This is a genomic window from Empedobacter brevis, from assembly GCF_965118635.1.
Classification (GTDB): Bacteria; Bacteroidota; Bacteroidia; order Flavobacteriales; family Weeksellaceae; genus Empedobacter; species Empedobacter brevis_A.
Genome location: NZ_CBCPHV010000006.1, coordinates 101,945 through 120,118 on the forward strand (window position 1 = coordinate 101,945; position 18,174 = coordinate 120,118).

General features: G+C 32.2%; 8 protein-coding genes. 5 read left to right on the forward strand and 3 right to left on the reverse strand.

Annotated elements, in window-relative coordinates:
- Positions 1 to 287: 287 nt before the first annotated feature.
- The 3 genes from ACMHJW_RS09755 to ACMHJW_RS09765 all read left to right on the forward strand — a co-directional run bounded on the left by ACMHJW_RS09755 (position 288) and on the right by ACMHJW_RS09765 (position 6,153).
- Positions 288 to 587, forward strand: coding sequence for a hypothetical protein (locus ACMHJW_RS09755; RefSeq protein ID WP_413533222.1), 300 nt, complete (start codon positions 288 to 290; stop codon positions 585 to 587).
- Between the two features lie 99 nt (positions 588 to 686).
- Positions 687 to 5,015: a CusA/CzcA family heavy metal efflux RND transporter gene (locus ACMHJW_RS09760; protein ID WP_413533223.1), complete on the forward strand. Its 4,329-nt coding sequence runs from the start codon at positions 687 to 689 to the stop codon at positions 5,013 to 5,015.
- A 1-nt stretch (position 5,016) separates the two neighbouring features.
- A complete protein-coding gene (locus ACMHJW_RS09765; RefSeq protein ID WP_413533224.1) occupies positions 5,017 to 6,153 on the forward strand; it encodes an efflux RND transporter periplasmic adaptor subunit in 1,137 nt (378 codons plus the stop codon).
- 181 nt (positions 6,154 to 6,334) lie between these two features.
- On the opposite strand, the gene ACMHJW_RS09770 is transcribed toward ACMHJW_RS09765, so the two are convergent.
- Entirely contained in the window at positions 6,335 to 7,756 is a 1,422-nt protein-coding gene (locus tag ACMHJW_RS09770) for an MFS transporter (protein WP_413533225.1), read from the reverse strand.
- 120 nt (positions 7,757 to 7,876) lie between these two features.
- Between ACMHJW_RS09770 and ACMHJW_RS09775 the strand changes: the two genes are divergently transcribed.
- On the forward strand, positions 7,877 to 8,224 hold the full coding sequence (locus tag ACMHJW_RS09775; RefSeq protein ID WP_413533226.1) for a winged helix-turn-helix transcriptional regulator: 348 nt from the start codon (positions 7,877 to 7,879) through the stop codon (positions 8,222 to 8,224).
- A gap of 208 nt (positions 8,225 to 8,432) precedes the next feature.
- Positions 8,433 to 10,652, forward strand: coding sequence for a catalase/peroxidase HPI (katG, locus tag ACMHJW_RS09780; protein ID WP_413533227.1), 2,220 nt, complete (start codon positions 8,433 to 8,435; stop codon positions 10,650 to 10,652).
- A 59-nt stretch (positions 10,653 to 10,711) separates the two neighbouring features.
- Here katG and ACMHJW_RS09785 read toward each other — a convergent pair whose 3' ends face one another.
- Together ACMHJW_RS09785 and ACMHJW_RS09790 are read right to left on the reverse strand one after the other, a co-directional pair.
- Positions 10,712 to 13,060, reverse strand: coding sequence for a BamA/TamA family outer membrane protein (locus tag ACMHJW_RS09785; protein WP_413533228.1), 2,349 nt, complete (start codon positions 13,058 to 13,060; stop codon positions 10,712 to 10,714).
- Positions 13,057 to 18,111, reverse strand: coding sequence for a translocation/assembly module TamB domain-containing protein (locus ACMHJW_RS09790; protein WP_413533229.1), 5,055 nt, complete (start codon positions 18,109 to 18,111; stop codon positions 13,057 to 13,059). Before ACMHJW_RS09790 ends, ACMHJW_RS09785 begins: the two co-directional genes overlap by 4 nt.
- Positions 18,112 to 18,174: the final 63 nt, after the last annotated feature.

Below are 18,174 nucleotides of genomic sequence, written 5' to 3' on the forward strand. Positions count from 1 at the left end.
AAAAGAATAAAAACGTAAAACGTTAAGCGTAGACAGTATAATTTAATAAAACCTATGTTCCTATTGTGGTTAGAAAATGACAGAAACTTTTCACCAAGAACATTTTTGTCAAGGCAAAACTTATAGATTATTTGTATGAATAATGTTAGGGATGATATTTATCAATAAAATTTGAAATCAAATAAAATAGCATGTACATTTGACCTGTGAAAATATGGGCAACGAAACTTCTAATTTTTTTGTATTTAACGACAGCTACTCAATTTTGTCAGTTATACAAATTGCCTGTGTTTGTTTCTCATTTTATTGAGCACGATAAAGGAGGAGATTTTTTTGATGAAATGGAGTTTTTCTTAGTTCATCATTATGGTGGACATGAAATTGACGAAGATTGGGAAACTGATCAAAAATTACCTTTCATGAAAGTGGAATTTGTTCACATAGACTTTTTTTTCGCTCCAATAAAATTATTTAATATTTTACATTTAGACAAAGAGATTTCAACAACATCTATCAAGTATTTTAATGAAGATTTCTTGTGTACACGTTATTTAGATTCCATTTGGCAACCGCCTAAACAAGCGTAATTTTTTTAGATTTTAAGACAAATTGATTTTTACCAGTTTGTCTCATTTCAGCTATTTACAAGTTGTATCTAGCATATTTTTAATCTATACAATTTTACGATGTTAAATAAAATTATTGATTTTTCAATCAAGAATAAATTTATCGTGGGTTTGTTTTCGTTGACATTGTTGATATTTGGAATCTACGATGCAACAAAATTACCTATTGATGCACAACCTGATATCACATCTAATCAGGTTCAAATTATCACTGTAGCGCCTTCATTTAGTGCAGAAGATATCGAGCGTTTAGTGACTTTTCCTATCGAACAAGCCAATTCAAATATTGGTGGAATTACAGAAATTCGTAGTTTTTCTCGTTTTGGATTATCATTAGTAACCATAGTTTTTGATGATAACACAGATGTTTATTGGGCTCGACAACAAGTAAGCGAACGCTTGATACAAGTTCAGAACGAGATTCCAGATGGAATTGGAGAACCTCAACTTGGTCCAATTTCTACAGGTTTGGGCGAAATTTATCAATATGTAGTTCGTCCTGCCGAAGGTTATGAAGATCAGTACGATGAAATCGAATTACGAACAATACAAGATTGGATTGTTCGTCGTCAACTGTTGGGTGTTCCTGGAGTTGCCGATGTGAGTAGTTTTGGAGGAAAACTAAAACAATATGAAATTGCAATCGATCCACAACGTTTACAATCTTTTAATTTAACAATCAATGATCTGTTTGATGCATTGAGCGAAAATAATCAAAATACAGGAGGAGCTTATATCGAAAAAGGACCAACATCTTTATTTATTCGATCTGAAGGTTTGATTGGTAAAACAGAAGATATTGAGAATATTTTGGTTAAACGTTCACAAAGTGCGACTCCAATTCTATTGAAAGATGTTGCTGATGTAAAAATTGGATTTGCAACACGCTATGGTGCGATGACTTATAATGACACTGGAGAGGTTTCTGGAGCTATTGTGATGATGTTGAAGGGCGCAAATAGTAACGAGGTTGTAAAAAATGTACAAGAACGTATCGAAGAAATAAAAAAGACGTTGCCCGAAGGTGTGGTAATAGAGCCTTTCTTGGATCGTAAAAAAATGGTGGATAATACCATACATACAGTTGAAACCAATTTGCTTGAAGGAGCTTTGATTGTTGTCTTTGTGTTGGTTCTTTTCTTAGGAAATTTACGTGCAGGATTTATTGTAGCTTCTGTGATTCCTTTGGCTTTGTTATTCGCCATTATTATGATGAATATTTTTGGAGTTGGAGGTAATTTAATGAGTTTAGGTGCATTAGATTTCGGATTGATAGTGGATGGCGCTGTAATTATTGTTGAAGCCGCGATGCATCAATTGGCACATCACAAAAAATTTGGGTTGAAGAATAAATTAACTCAAACAGAAATGGATCAAACCGTAGGAACTTCAGCTAAAAAGATGGTGAATTCGGCTGTGTTTGGTCAAATTATAATTCTGATTGTTTATTTACCAATTTTTACTTTACAAGGAATAGAAGGAAAAATGTTCAAACCAATGGCACAAACAGTTGCATTTGCATTGATTGGCGCTTTTATTCTTTCTTTGACTTATGTGCCAATGATGACCAGTTTATTCTTGAGTAAAAACAAAAAAGTAAAACCAAATTTGTCTGATCGTGTAATGGCAAAGGTTGAGGTTTTTCATCAGAAATATTTAATCAAAGCCTTAAAAGTTCGTTCGATTATTTTAGCTGTAGTACTTGCTCTTTTCTTGGTTGCTGTTTTTGTGATGTCTCGTTTAGGTGGAGAGTTTATTCCAGCTTTAGAAGAAGGCGATTTTGCTGTAGAAGCGCGTATTTTACCAGGAAGTAATATTACCACAACGATAGAATATACAAACAAAGCGGCGAAAATATTGAAAGAACGTTTTCCTGAGGTTGAAATGGTGGTAACCAAAATAGGAAGTGGTGAAATTCCTACCGAGCCAATGCCAATGGATGCTGGGGATATGATTATTGTATTGAAACCTAAAAAAGAATGGACTTCTGCAAAAACGTTCCCCGAATTATCTGATAAAATGAGTCAAGCTTTAGAGGAGATTCCAGGACTTTCTACCGGATTTCAGTTTCCTGTTCAAATGCGTTTCAATGAATTAATGACAGGAGCAAGACAAGATGTAGTGGTAAAAATATTTGGTGAAAACCTAGATAGTTTAGCTACTAATGCTGAGAAATTAGGAAAAATAATCAATAGTGTAAAAGGTGCGCAAGATTTGTATATCGAACCAATTAATGGCGTTCCACAAGTTGTAATAGAATTTGATCGCGCTTTATTAGGACAATATGGATTGAGTATTGACGAAGCAAACCGAATTATTAATATGGCTTTTGCAGGACAATCGACAGGAATGGTTTTCGAAGGTGAAAAACGTTTTGATTTGGTTGTTCGCCTTGCACAAGACAAACGCGAGAATATAGAAGATATTCGAAATTTATTGATTCCTACTGCTTCTGGAATTCAGATTCCTTTGAATCAATTGGCAAAAGTAGAATATAAAAATACGCCAAATCAAATTCAACGCGAAGATGCTAAACGCAGAATTGTTGTTGGTTTTAATGTAAAAGGACGCGATATAGAAAGTGTTGTAGAAGAGTTGCAACAAAAGGTTGATGCACAAATAAAACTTCCTACAGGATATTATACAACTTATGGTGGTGCATTTGAAAATCTAAATCATGCGAAAGCTCGTTTAGGAATCGCTGTTCCAGTTGCCTTGGTTTTGATTTTTGTCTTATTATTTTTCGCTTTCAAATCTATCAAAGAAAGTTTATTAATCTACACAGCTATTCCGCTTTCATCAATTGGTGGAATATTATTTTTAGCTGCGCGCGATATGCCATTTAGTATCAGTGCTGGAGTTGGATTTATTGCACTTTTCGGAATTGCGGTTTTAAACGGAATTGTTTTAATCTCTGAATACAATCGTTTACGAGAACAAGGAATAAAAAACACAACTCGAATTGTAATCATGGGAACACGAACACGACTTCGTCCTGTGCTAATGACAGCAGCTGTAGCTTCTTTAGGTTTTTTACCAATGGCGCTTAGTAATGGTTCTGGAGCAGAAGTGCAACGTCCGTTGGCAACGGTTGTTATCGGCGGATTGATGGGCGCAACTTTTCTAACCCTTTTTGTTTTACCAATATTATATGTTATGTTCGAAAAAATTCATTTTAAAAAGAAATCAACTCATCATAAATCAATTCCAACAGCTTTCTTATTGCTTTTCGCTTGCTTTGGAACAACAGTTTATGCACAAGAACGTACAAGTTTTGATGAAGTCTTGAAATTAGCAGAAGCGAATAATCTTGAAATTAAACAAGCTGAATTGAATACCATTTATCACGAGAAAAATGTATTTGCTAATCGCTCGCTTTCTCCTTTGGATATTTCTACAGAATTAGGACAAGTGAATTCGGGTAAATTTGATAATAAGTTTAGTATTTCGCAATCGTTTCAATTTCCAGTGGTTTTTACTCGTCAAAAAGCGTTGAATGAACAATTTATAAATGCTTCGAAAGCAACTGAAAAGTTGACAAAGGTTGAGATAAAACAACGATTGGCTGCTTTGTATGTGAATATGCAAAATACAGAATCGCAATATGATTTATTGAAAGAAAATGAAACGATATATGAAGCGTTTTTGAAGAAAGCGAATTTACGATTGAAGAAAGGAGAATCGAATCGTAGTGAGGTTTCAACAGCAATTATTCAGCTAAAGTCGATTCAAAATCAATTAAAATTAGTCGAAAATGAATTGGAAAATGATTCGAGACAAATTCAGTTTTTAACCAATTCTTCACTCAAAATTTATCCAACTAAAGAAGGAATAAATTGGATTGAAATTTCGTTCTTGCCGATCTCGAATACTCATCCGTTATTAAAGTTAGCAGAAGAGAATATTCAATTATCAACTTTGGAAACTGAAGTTGAAAAATCGAAAAAAATTCCCGTTTTAACGGTTGGTTATTCAAACCAAAGTTTTTCTGATTTGAATCAAAATCGTTACAATTCATTTCAAATAGGAGTCGGTTTACCTTTGTTTAATAGAGGAATTAATTCGTCTATCGAAGCGTCAAAAGTTAAAATTGATTTAGCAAAACAAGCTTATTCTTTACAACAAACAAAGTTGGAGCAAGATTTTGATATTTTGAAAAATAAAGTAAAAACCTACGAAGAAATTGTAGCTGATTTTGAGCAAAGTCAACTTCCTGCTGCTCATGATTTGCAAAAAACAATTAATCGACAATTGCTGGAAGGTGAGATTAATTTTTTGGATTGGGTGATTTTGAATAATCAAATCATCGAAGTAAAAACAAAGTTTTTAGAAGCAAAGAATTTATGTAATCAGGCTTATGCCGCAATGACTTTTTATACCGAAAATTAATATGAAAAAATATATCTTAATGCTTTGTACTTCTCTTGTTGTGATGAGTTGTAACAAAGAAGAAACAAAAAATGAAGTTGCACAAGAAACAACGGTTTCTACATCTATATTAAAATTGACAGATGCTCAATTGAAAAATTTTGTACTTGATACAGCTTCCTTACAGCATCAGAATTTACCAGCTACTATTCGTCTAAATGCGAGAACAGCTGTAACTCCAGAAAATACAATTTCGATAACGAATGCTTTTGGAGGTTATGTAAAACGAATTGCATTAATCCCCGGAAATTATGTGAACAAAGGACAAGTTTTGGTTGTTTTGGAAGATCCACAATATATCCAAATGCAAGAAGATTATTTAACAACAAAAGCATTGTTGGAGCAGGCGAGCGCCGATTATGTTCGTCAAAAAGATTTGAATGCTGAGCAAGCAGCAAGCGATAAAGTAATGCAACAAGCAAAGGCAACTCGTCAATCGCTAATGGTGAAGAAAAGTTCGTTGGAGCAAAAACTTAGGTTAATGAATATTAATCCTTCTTCCGTTTCTTTGAGTAATATCAAACGTACAATCAATGTTTATGCGCCGATAAGTGGAATGGTTAGTCAGGTTTATGCCAATACAGGGCAATATGTTTCTCCTGCAGATGCGATGTTAGAAATTATCAATCCTGATCGTTCTTTGTTAAATATCAAAGTATTTGAAAAAGATTTGAGTAGCATTCAGCTTGGTCAATTCCTAAAAGCGTATACGAATGCTAAACCAGATCAGAAATTGGATGCACAGATTACGTCTATTTCAAATCAAGTGAATGAAGATGGAACAGTAGATGTTTTTGCTCGAATTACAAATGCAAACGGAACTCGATTAACAGCGAATATGTATTTTAATATCGAATTGCAAGTGAATTCTCTTAATGCAAATGTTCTGCCAGAGGAAGCTGTCGTTCAGTTCGAAGGAAAAGATTATGTATTCGAAAGACAAAATAAAAATCAATTCCGTTTGGTTCCAGTTGAAATAGGAATAGCCGCCAATAAAAAGATTGAAATAAAATCTCCTCAAAATACAGGGAAAATTTATGTATCGAAAGGCGCTTATAATCTTTTGACAGCTATGAAAAATAGTGGTGAAGAAGAATAAATAGCAATAATAAAGTAGATGATATACGAGATGTTTTTAATTTGTTTGTTAATGATTAAGATTGTTGGAATAATAAGTTTTGTATTCACTTGGAATCATCTACTTTCTTTCTCAAGGGGATAATATTCCCCTTTTAGAGAAAGATGAAAGAAGATGAAAACTAATTTAAAGTTTTTAATAGTTAGGATTTAGTGATTGTTTGATCTTTCGTTTTTGAAAATAATTTGTTGATAATATAGCCTACACAGATTAATAAAATAATAGATACCAAAGTTGCATAGCCATAAGCTCCTGATAATTGATTAAAGTTTAAAAATGATTGTTTGTTGTGATTGAAATATAAACCAACTATAAATGCAATTCCTAGACAAATGGCTATTTGTTGTACTGTAAGATATAAAGCAGAACCAATTCCTATTAATGATTTGTTCAAATCACGAAGTGCTAATGTCATTAAGGATGGAAGAACGGTTCCGCATCCTATTCCGTAGAAGAAAAATACCAGATGTACTTCTGTAACTGTGATATGAACTTGGTTGAACATATAAATATGTGCTACAAGACCAAATACCATAAAGGTTAAACCAACTAAAATAATCCATCGTCCCATTTTATCAACCCAACGACTTACGATAAGACTTGCTATTACATAACCAATTCCTTGGTATACAAATGCGATTCCTGTCATGGTTGGCGTAAAATCGCGGATATTCTGTAAGTAATTGGAATTGATAATAAAATATGCATCTTGCACCATATAATAAGCCAATGCAGCTAATAATCCCAAATTATAAATACGATTGTTGAACAGAGAAAAATCTATAAGAGAAGGCAAGTGTTTTTGAAAACGTTTTTTTTGTATTTGGATAAATGCTATTCCTATTAAAAGTGATAAGATGACTAAACAAAGTGTCCACCATGGCCAGTTTAGTTCTGGTCCTACGATTAATGGATAGATAATCAAGATAAGTAGAATAAATAATTGAATCATTTCTTTTCCAAAAACCTTTTCTTTGATGAGGTTTTTATCTTTCGAAATCAAAAAAGCTGTTGCTGCAATCGCCATTAAACCTATCGGAATATTAACCAAAAATATCAAACGCCAACTTTCTTCAATCCAATTCAAATCGGGTAAAATACCACCTAAAAATTGCCCTAAAACAGAAGCTATTCCCGCTATACTTCCATACATTCCAAGAGCAATTGTTCTTTTTTGTTGATTCTCGAAAAGCATTGTAATTAACGAGATTCCTTGTGGAACCATCAAGCCAGAACTTATTCCTTGTAATAATCGTCCACCTAGAAGTAAATAGAAATTACTCGATATTCCACAGACAAATGACGAAAAGGTAAAACCAATCATTCCGATGAGGTATAGTTTTTTTCGCCCAAAGGAAGTTCCCATTTTTCCTGCATTGATGAGTAAACTCGCATAACCGATGATATATAAAATAATGATCCATTGTGTTTTGCTGTTTGATAAATGTAAACTCTTCTGAATACTTGGTAAAGAAACATTGATAATAAAAAGATCTAATACAAATAAAAAAATACCAATGGATAGGATAAATATTTTGAAAATTTCGTTTAGTTTTAATGTCATTATTTACTTTTTTTGTTGATTGAATTGGTTAAATTTAATGTTGTATTTTCAATAAATCAAGTAGTTACAAATACTGTACTTAGTATCTTTTTTTGTACTAATATTCGTTATGAAGACATTATGGAAGAAAAAAAAATAAAAAAATATAGTTGTTGTTGTGATACAAATGGAATCTTTAAAATAATTGGAGGAAAATGGAAAGCGCTTATTATAAAAGCGATTTCTACTGATTGTTCAAAACGTTTTGGCGAATTGCGCCGTGAGATGGAAAATATGGCACAAACAACTTTAACAATTCAATTACGAGAATTAGAACGCGATGGAATCATTTGTCGAAAAACATATGCTGAAAGTCCACCACGTGTAGAATATAAATTGAGTGAATTAGGTAAAACATTACTTCCTATTCTCGATTTATTAGACGATTGGTGGATAGATTATATCCATACCAGAAATGAGGAGCATTAGGTGATGAAATGTCATTTTATCATTTTTATATAATGGGATAGGACATTTTGTTTGATAAGATATAATAAATAACTATTTAATTTATATTATTTATAAGATAAATTTATCGATTGATAAAACAATTTGATTTTTAATTGATGCTACAAATGATTATATTTATGATATTTACAAAAGGATAGTGAAATATAAAATATAAAAAATTAGTAATATGGAAAATCAAGGAGGAGACATTTCTAAATGTCCTTTTCATAATGGAACAATGACTAAACCAGTTGCAGGAGAAGGAACACAAAATCAAGATTGGTGGCCAAACCAATTAAAAGTGGATATCTTACGCCAGCACTCAAATAAATCGAACCCAATGGGTGAAGATTTTAATTATGCAGAAGAATTCAAAACATTAGATTTAGAAGCTGTAAAAGCAGATTTAAAGGCTTTGATGACAGATTCTCAAGATTGGTGGCCTGCAGATTTTGGACATTACGGACCATTTTTCATTCGTATGGCATGGCATAGTGCTGGTACTTATCGTGTACAAGATGGTCGCGGTGGAGGAGGAGAAGGGCAACAACGTTTTGCACCACTTAACTCTTGGCCAGACAATGCATCGTTGGATAAGGCTCGTCGCTTAATTTGGCCAATCAAACAAAAATATGGGCGTAAAATTTCTTGGGCCGATTTAATTATTTTAACAGGAAATGTTGCTTTAGAATCTATGGGATTCAAAACACTAGGTTTTGCCGGTGGTCGTGCTGATGTTTGGGAACCAGACATGGACGTTTATTGGGGATCTGAAAAAATATGGTTAGAAGAAAGTGATGGTCCAAATAGCCGTTATACAGGTGATAGAGATTTAGAAAATCCTTTGGCTGCGGTACAAATGGGATTGATATATGTAAACCCAGAAGGACCAGATGGAAATCCAGATCCATTAGCTTCAGCAAGAGATATTCGTGATACATTTTCTCGAATGGCGATGAATGATGAAGAGACATTGGCTTTAATTGCTGGAGGACATACTTTTGGGAAAACACATGGAGCTGCTCCTGCAGATCATGTGGGACCAGAACCAGAAGCTGCAGGTTTAGAATTGCAAGGATTAGGTTGGAAAAACTCATATGGAACAGGAAACGGAGCAGATACTATTACATCAGGACTTGAAGTAACTTGGTCAAGTAAACCAACAGAATGGTCAAATTTATTTTTAAGCTATTTATTTGGATTTGAATGGGAATTATCAAAATCTCCTGCAGGAGCTCATCAATGGGTTGCGAAAGATGTTGGAGAAATTATTCCACATGCACATGATGCTTCAAAAAAATTGAGACCAACAATGTTAACTTCGGATATTGCATTGAGAATGGATCCTGTTTATGAAAAAATAGGACGTCGATTCTTAGATAATCCAGAAGAATTTGAAGATGCCTTCCGTAAAGCGTGGTTCAAACTAACACACCGTGATATGGGACCACATTCTCGTTATTTAGGTCCAGATGTACCGAAAGAAGTATTTATTTGGCAAGATCCGATTCCAGCAATCACTTACGAATTAGTTGATGAAAATGATATTGCTGATTTGAAATCTAAAATTTTAACATCAGGATTGAGTATTTCTGAATTAGTTTCAACAGCTTGGGCTTCGGCTTCATCATTCCGTGGATCAGACAAGCGTGGAGGAGCAAATGGTGCACGTATACGTTTAGAACCAATGAAAAATTGGGAATGTAATAATCCAATTCAATTGAATAAAGTTTTAACAACTTTAGAAAAAATTCAAGAAGAATTCAACTTATCTAATTCATCAAAACAAGTTTCTATTGCAGATTTAATTGTTTTAGGAGGAAATGCAGCGATTGAAAAAGCAGCAGAAGAGGCTGGATTTACGATTTCTGTTCCATTTGCTGCGGGACGTGGAGATGCTACGCAAGAAGAAACTGATGTAGAATCTGTTGCATACTTAGAGCCAATTGCTGATGGTGTTAGAAATTACCGTAAAAATGTAAGAAGAAATGTACCTACAGAAGAATTCGTAATCGATAAAGCTCAATTGTTGACATTGACAGCACCAGAATTAACTGTTTTAGTTGGAGGAATGCGTGCGTTGAATGCAAATTATGATGGTTCTAAACATGGTATTTTTACAGATCGTCCAGGTCAGTTGACAAATGATTTCTTTGTAAATTTATTGGATATGGGAATAGTTTGGAAAGCAACAGATGAAACAAAAGAACTTTACATGGGATCTGATCGTAAAACTGGCGCTCCAAAATGGACAGGAACTCGTGCCGATTTAGTATTCGGTTCTAATTCAGAATTGCGTGCTGTAGCTGAAGTTTATGCAACAGCAGATTCACAAGAAAAATTTGTACATGATTTTGTTAAAGCTTGGAACAAAGTGATGAATGCAGACCGTTTTGATTTGAAATAAATCATTAGAATTATTATAAAAAAAGAGCGTCATTTGACGCTCTTTTTTTATAATAAAATTTAGAATGGATAACCAATAGCGATGTTTAAAATCAAATTATCTTTTCGCCATTCTTTATCACTAAAATCGATTTTATTAAATGTCCAACGGTCGTTTTTTTCATAATAAGGAATGCGTAAAGGAGTAGCTAAGTCTAATCTTAAAATTAGGATATTAAAATCAAGACGAAGCCCTAAACCTGCTCCAACAGCAATTTCACTCATGAAATCTTTTGAGAATTTAGATCCTGGACGTGTTTCATCTTCATTAATTAACCAAATGTTTCCTGCATCAACAAACAAAGCTAGATTAAAAAAACTGAATATATTTTGTCTAAATTCAGCATTTAGTTCAAGCTTAATATCTCCTGATTGATCAAAAAAGAAATTCGAATTTTGATTGTGAGGATCATAACTTCCTGGTCCTAATGTACGCGCTCTAAATGCACGAATACTATTACTTCCTCCAACAAAAAACTGTTTGGAATAAGGAACAAATTCAGAGTTTCCATAGGGATATGCTATTCCGCCAATAAAGCGTGTTGCAATGGATGATTTCTCTGAAAATTTATGATAAAAACGGAAGTCGTGTTCCATTTTTGCATATTGACTGAAAGGTATGTTGAAGATTTCTTTTTGTTTGTCTTTTTTTGCATTTGCTCCAGTAATTAATCCTGTTAAATTTCCTGCCAAATCTACTAAACCACGGTAATAAAACGTACTTTTTAATGGTAACATGGTTGTGGTGTAGGTATAAGAATATTGCGGTCCAAAAATTAATTGTTTGTCTACCACACGTTTTAAACTAGGGTTAATAATATTTCCGATCGAATCGTAAATTTTACCATTGTATTCATTTGTCACATTCTCAGGAAAGACTAAAGTGGCATTAAAAACTTTTAGATTATGTTCTTTCTGCGCATTTTCTTTCCATGCATAACCAAAAGAAGTATTGAAATTGTGTAAAGTATATAATCTAGATCTGTTCTGATATTCGTATCCAATCTCAATATTGGTTCTTGGAACAAAAGCACTTGACGAATGAAATTTGAAAGGTGCAACGATTCTCGGAATTGAAAGTTGAGTGTTGAAACCTGCTCTGAAAATATTATTGGCATCTTTTTGTCCGCCTAATTGCATATCTAGCGCGCCATATAAAGCCATTTTAAGCTGTTCTGCACCTTTGAAAATATTACGATGTGTCCAGTTTAAATTTAATTCACCACCACCATAATTTGCAGAATTTGTTCGTCCTAAAACTTCTAATCGTAAAGATTGAAATTCGCGTGGAGTTAAAGTATAATAAACATCAAATTTATGGTTGATAGAATCTGAAATAATGAAATCATTTTTCACGAATTTGAAAACGCCCATATTGATTAATCGATTCAATGTTAAATTATGGTTCGCTCGGTTGTAAATATCTCCAGTTTTGAAATACAAAGCGCGATCAAAAACTTTTGGTTTAAAAGTCTTTTTAGAATCTACCATGTAAAATCCATTTTGCTCATATTTTGCTAGAGAATCATTCTCCATTGGCATTTTATATAATCCTCTTCGTTCTTCTCGAATGTTATAATCTGGAAAAACAATCACCTTATCTATGCTATATTGTTGCTTGGCTAGTTCGGGTGTTTTGTCTTTTAGTTTTACAAAAAGTTCTACATCTTGTTTCTTTGTAACTGTACTATCTGCTTGCACAATAATGTTGTCAGGATGAAAGAAATAATATCCATTTTCTTTTAATCGTGCATCAATTCGTTCACGTTCTGCTTTTATAACATCTAAATCGAAAGGTTTTTTGTCTTTTAATAAAGTCTTTGCGGCTGTTTTAGTAATTTCTTTGTTAATAGCTAAAGTTGTATCCTTAGGGAAATTAACATGATTAATGTAATAGCGTTTTTGCGGTTGTAAAACATAATTTACTTCCACTTTTTTATCATGATCAATTGTATCTCCTTGCGCTTTAGCATTGAAATAACCTTTGTTTTCGGAATAATTAACCATAATTTTTTTATTGAATTCGATGTCCACATCACTCAATAAAACAGGTTTTTGTCCAACTTTATATTTTAACCAATATTTTAGTCCTTTTTGTTTTTTAGGTTCGCTCGTTATATTGTAAATATACAAACGAGGACGAAGTCCTAAAAAGCTTGAGTTTGGTTTTGGAATAATATTTTTTTCGAGTTCACTTTTTAATTCAGCTTTATCAGTTTTGTTTAATGAATCACCTTCAATAGTTAATTTTGAACCTGTGTAAAGCATTTCGCCCTCTTTTAGAAAACGTGTGTTACTACAAGAATAAACACCTAATAAAGTACCTGAACAAATAATAATTTTTATATAGCTTAGGATTGATTTTTTCATGGCTTCACTTCTTTATTTTGTGTTTTTCTATTTGCTCTATGCATTCTGTTTTTTCTTTTTTTCTCGAAAATTTCTTTGAATTTATCATAATCTAATGTGATGATAAAACCAACTCCTGTTTCTACAATTTGTCCTTGTAATGCAACTTGGTATTCATCTTTTCGGTAGGCTCTCAACATATATCGTCCATCGCGAGATAAGCTATAATCGATTGTTATATCTCCTGCAATGTTTGTCATATTCTCATTTTGTCTTGTTTCGCCATCTAAGCCAAAATTACTTCCAACTGAAACTTTTAATCGATCATTTAACAAACGTTTGCTTACTTCAACATTCAGATCTGTACGTGTATTTTTTGTTCCAGAAGAATAATCGTCTTGTGTATCCAATCCTAAATTGATGTCAATGCCGTGAATTAAATCATCCGCCAAATTATTTAATTGTTGTGATAAAAGATTACTCACACTTTGTAATGCCATTGTTTCTGCTGAAACACTTGTTTTACTCTCGAACGGATTCTCGCCAATAAAACGATTCAATAATAACAATGCAAAAACTTGTTTATTCATTTCAGCTTCATCATTTTTCAACTGATCTAATTTTGTTTGTGTATTTTCTATCACAGCTGTTGCAATAGAAGGATTGTCGTTGTTCATTGAAATATTGAAGGAGATTTCAGGTTTTAACAATTCTCCTTTCAGAATTAATTCCGTATTGAAAGGTATTTGTTGTTTATACATATTCATTTCAGACGATGAATAACCAGAAATTTGTTGTTCCACTAAATCTATTGGCGCTGCTTTTGTTTTATAGATCGCTGTAATGTCTAAGGTAGCAGCTGTTGGTTCTCCTGTCCAAGTAATGGTACTTCCTTTTTGAATATCAAAACGACGTTTTAGTAAACTTACAGAAAGTTCATACGCTCCTTTTTCTACTTGATAAACACCAACTAATGTCATTTTTCCTGAAGGATCCATTCCGCCTGTTAAATCTGCTTCTCCTTGTATTTCTACAAAATCTCCATTTGCTTTGTCAATAATAATAGATGTTTTTGCTTCTTTGCTAATCTGTATGTTTACATTGGCATCTATTCCTTTTATTTTTGAATCTGCTGTTAATTCAGGTGTTTCAATTGTTTTGTCAAGTGCTACTTGATCTTGATCGATGAATTCTACAATTCCTTCTCTTTCTTGTAAAGAAGGTGAAGATTGTGGTAAAACGAAGGTGAAATCGGTATCATCTGTCACCGTTAAACTTCCGTTTACTTTTGGTAAATCTAAATCTCCTTTAATCGTTAAGTTGGCATCAACAGCTAACTTTCCATACATAATGGCATCGTTTGATTTTTCGGAATTCACTACATTGAAATCACGTGCATTTGCTGTTAAATTGAATGCAAAATCTCGGTATGTTTCAGTTAATATTTCACCTCTTACGGTTAATGAATTTCCTTCGTTATCATTAATTTTGAATTTATTGAATTCAATTCCTTTGTTCGTAAAATCAATTGCATCATCAATTTTTCTGAAATTACTTCCAGATTCAACAATTGTTAAACCAACTTGATTAAATTTTACTGCTCCTAAAATACTTGGTTTATCTGCAGTTCCAGTAATTTTTAGATTTCCAGATAAATAACCTTCTGTATCTTTTATTTGATTCATCGCAAATCCTTGAATCGATTTCATTTCTAATCGATTGATATCTAAAGCTAAATCAAAGGCACTTTCTTTGGTATTATAATCTCCAAAAATCTTCATGTTATTGTTGTTTCCTTCTAAGGTAACATCAGCATTGATAAGTGTTGGAGAAGTATTTTTTACCTTTGCGACAATTGTTCCAATTGGATTTCCAAAAGCTTTTAAATCTGAAAGAGTTAAATCAGCATTAAAAGTCATTTCTTTATTCAAATCTCGGATTTGTGCTGTTCCATTAATTGTTCCTTCGGCTGGTAAATCATCTTTTTTGATCAGCTCAGTAATTGTTTCAATTTTAAAATCTTTAATCGTAATATTAAGCGGACTTGTTCCTTTGTCTGATTCTGATTGCAATAAAATTTGACTATTCTTATTCATCAAACTGAAATTATTGGCAACAATTCCGTCTTTTTTCAGTTGGATTAAATTTCCTTCGCCAACTTCCCATTGATCATAGTTTAAGATCAATCCATTCGGATTTAAACTAATTTCTGTTACATCGTTTAATGTTTTTAGATTTCCGGCAACTAAAAATTGCGTAACATCTTTATTATCTTTTGTTAAAACATTGTAATTGATAACATTGTTGGCAATATCTCCATTCAAATCAACTTTTTGTAACTGAAAATTTTCGTTTTTCAAATTTTCGAGATTCAACGAATACAATAAAGCTTCATTTTGATTAGAAAGTTTTAAAATTCCATTGTTTATAGTATTTGCTCCATATGTCAAATTCGGAATACTCCCATTTACGTTTATCTGTTTTGTATCTGCATTATAAGCTGCATCGAGCGAAATGGTTTCATAATCTTTTAAATCCGGAAGAAATCTTCTAATTAATTCATCATCTTTAATTTTCGCATTCAAAGTAAAGAATTGATGAGGTTGTATTTTTTCATCTTTATTTGGTTGCTGAAATTCATAATATTGATTAATCGTTGAAGCCAATGAACCAAAAATTTGTGTCAATTTGAATTTTCCTTTCATATCCAAATCAACCAACTGAGAAGTGATATTAATTCGATTCGAATCGGCTGTAGAAGTAGCAATCAAATTCACTTCTTGCATTGGGAAAACATCTTTTGTGTTGGACAATGCAAAGTTTTTTAGATGTAAAGAACCATTCAAATTATCAGGATTCAAATCGGCAAAATTAGCAGCAATTTCACCAGCTATAATCATTGGTTCGTTGTAAAAACCAAGTTTCTGAATATCTAATTTGGTAATATTTCCATTTAATTCTACATTAGATAAATCTTTTTTATAAACGCCCGAAGCAGTCAAATTAAGATTTGCATTTGCATCTTTCGAGAAAACATGCGCATTAAATGCACCATGATTTACTTTTGCTTCAAGTGAAATATTTTGATAATTGTATTTATTGTAATAAGCTGATGAAACGGAACCCGAAAGTTTTGTAATCATTTTTTCAGGATTAAAACTTGTTCCAATCGCGTTTATTTTTCCTGTAATTTTTCCTAAATCTTTGTTACTAATAAGTGTTCCGACATCCAAATTCTGTACATCTGCTTTTACAACATACTTTTCAGCATCCTTTTTTTGCATGTCTACAATTGCATCAATTTTTACATTTCCCAATGTAGAATTGATTGCTAATTGTGTATTAATTGCTTCCGTTGTTCCTTTTGCTTTTCCTTTTACAGTAAGTTTTGAAGGAATTCGAATCGTATTTGGAATCGTGTTTTTCGGAACTAAATTGTAAATAGTTTTTGATGAAGTAGAAAAGTTTTTGATGTTTAAATCATAAAATAACTTTTTCGGATTCATTGCATTTTTTACTCTTCCCGAAGCAGAAACTTGTAAATCATCTAAACCAGAAACGTGTAAATTATCAATAAATAAATCGTTTACTTTTCCTTTTACATTGGTATTCACACTTAAAACTGCATTCGGATATTTATCGAAAGGCGTTGTTTTTCTAAGTGTTGGAACAAGGTTTAAAATATCAGCAAAACCAATTTTCGAGTTTTTGATATTGGCATTAACCAAAATATTTTCTGGATGAGAAGTTAATTCATCAATTGTGTTATAACGCAAAATAACTTCGTCTCGAAGAACAGTTTTTGGAGTTTGTAAATACAAGTTTTTCAGATAAGTTTGTGTATCTGCATACAAGAAATTTGTTGTAAACTTTTGAATATTTAATCCTTTTGATTCTTTAATTTCGGCCTTTTTTACTTCTCCGGCGAATGTGTTGTTGTACATTTTGAAATCGCGTAAATCAAGATTTAATTTAGAGAAATCTAAATGATTAAAATCCATTCCTTGAGAAGTTCTACGTTCTGCTGTATTGTTGTATTTTACTTTTACATTTTCTAAAATCGTTTTATTCAAAGCCAAATTCATTGGTGTTGAAGCGGCTTGTGTTGAAGAAGATGAAGCTGTTTTATTTGAAGAAAGATATAAATTGGCTTCGATATCAGCATTTTTTAATAAGATATTTTCGATGTCGTAAATCGAATTTTCAAGATCAAGTTGATTGACTTTGGTTTCAAATTCGTTTAAATTAATTTTTGCAAAAATCTTTGAATTTTCATCTCCATAATTCACTTTAAGATCATTCAAATTAATCTTATTCAAAGCAATTTGCAAAGGATTTTGTTTGGTTTTTGAATCAACTTTATCGACATTATTTTCTTGAATTTTTTCAACTGTTTTTTGATTAAAATCAACGAACAATCCATTTACTAAAATATCATCTATTGCATAAGAATTTTGTTGTAAATCAAGTTTTTTAACACGCGTTTTGAAATCATTGAACTTTACTTTTGCAAACATTCCTGAAATATCATCGCCATAATCAACATCAAAATTGGTTAAATTAATCCCATTTAATTCAATTTTTATTGGTTGCTGATTATTCAAAGAATCAACTTTTACTTCAACTTTTTTGGCAACTTCCTTTACAAGATCTTGTTTCAATTTTAGTTTTAAACCATCGAGATTAATATCACCAATTCCATACGAATTTTGTTGTAAATCGAATTTTTTGACACGCGTATCAAATGAATTCAAATGAACTTTGATGTTGTTTGCAGCTTGTTGATCGATGAACGAAACATTAATATCATTCAGTTTTATTTTATCGAGCGAAATAATAAAAGGTTTTGACGGACTTTCGTCTTTTTCGTCTGTAGCAAAAGCATTGATAATGTAATCAAAATTAAATGTTCCATCTGGTTTGCGAACAACATTTGCATGTACGCCGCTTAAATCGATTGCTCTTATCTCAGCTTTACTATTTGTAAGTTGCCAAATATCTAAGCTAACATCAAATTTTTTTACCGATAAAAGTGTGTCCACATCTTCTCCTTGTAGAAAAAGATTTTCCATAACCAAACTGTTTGGAAAATCGACATAAACGCGGTCTAATTGAACTTTTGTATGTATTTTATT

Coding starts and splice junctions, on each gene's coding strand:
- ACMHJW_RS09760 (WP_413533223.1), top strand. CDS start 687: ATGTTAAATAAAATTATTGATTTTTCAATCAAGAATAAATTTATCGTG.
- ACMHJW_RS09765 (WP_413533224.1), top strand. CDS start 5,017: ATGAAAAAATATATCTTAATGCTTTGTACTTCTCTTGTTGTGATGAGT.
- ACMHJW_RS09770 (WP_413533225.1), bottom strand. CDS start 7,756: ATGACATTAAAACTAAACGAAATTTTCAAAATATTTATCCTATCCATT.
- ACMHJW_RS09775 (WP_413533226.1), top strand. CDS start 7,877: ATGGAAGAAAAAAAAATAAAAAAATATAGTTGTTGTTGTGATACAAAT.
- katG (WP_413533227.1), top strand. CDS start 8,433: ATGGAAAATCAAGGAGGAGACATTTCTAAATGTCCTTTTCATAATGGA.
- ACMHJW_RS09785 (WP_413533228.1), bottom strand. CDS start 13,060: ATGAAAAAATCAATCCTAAGCTATATAAAAATTATTATTTGTTCAGGT.
- ACMHJW_RS09790 (WP_413533229.1), bottom strand. CDS start 18,111: ATGGAAAATCTTTTTCTACAAGGAGAAGATGTGGACACACTTTTATCG.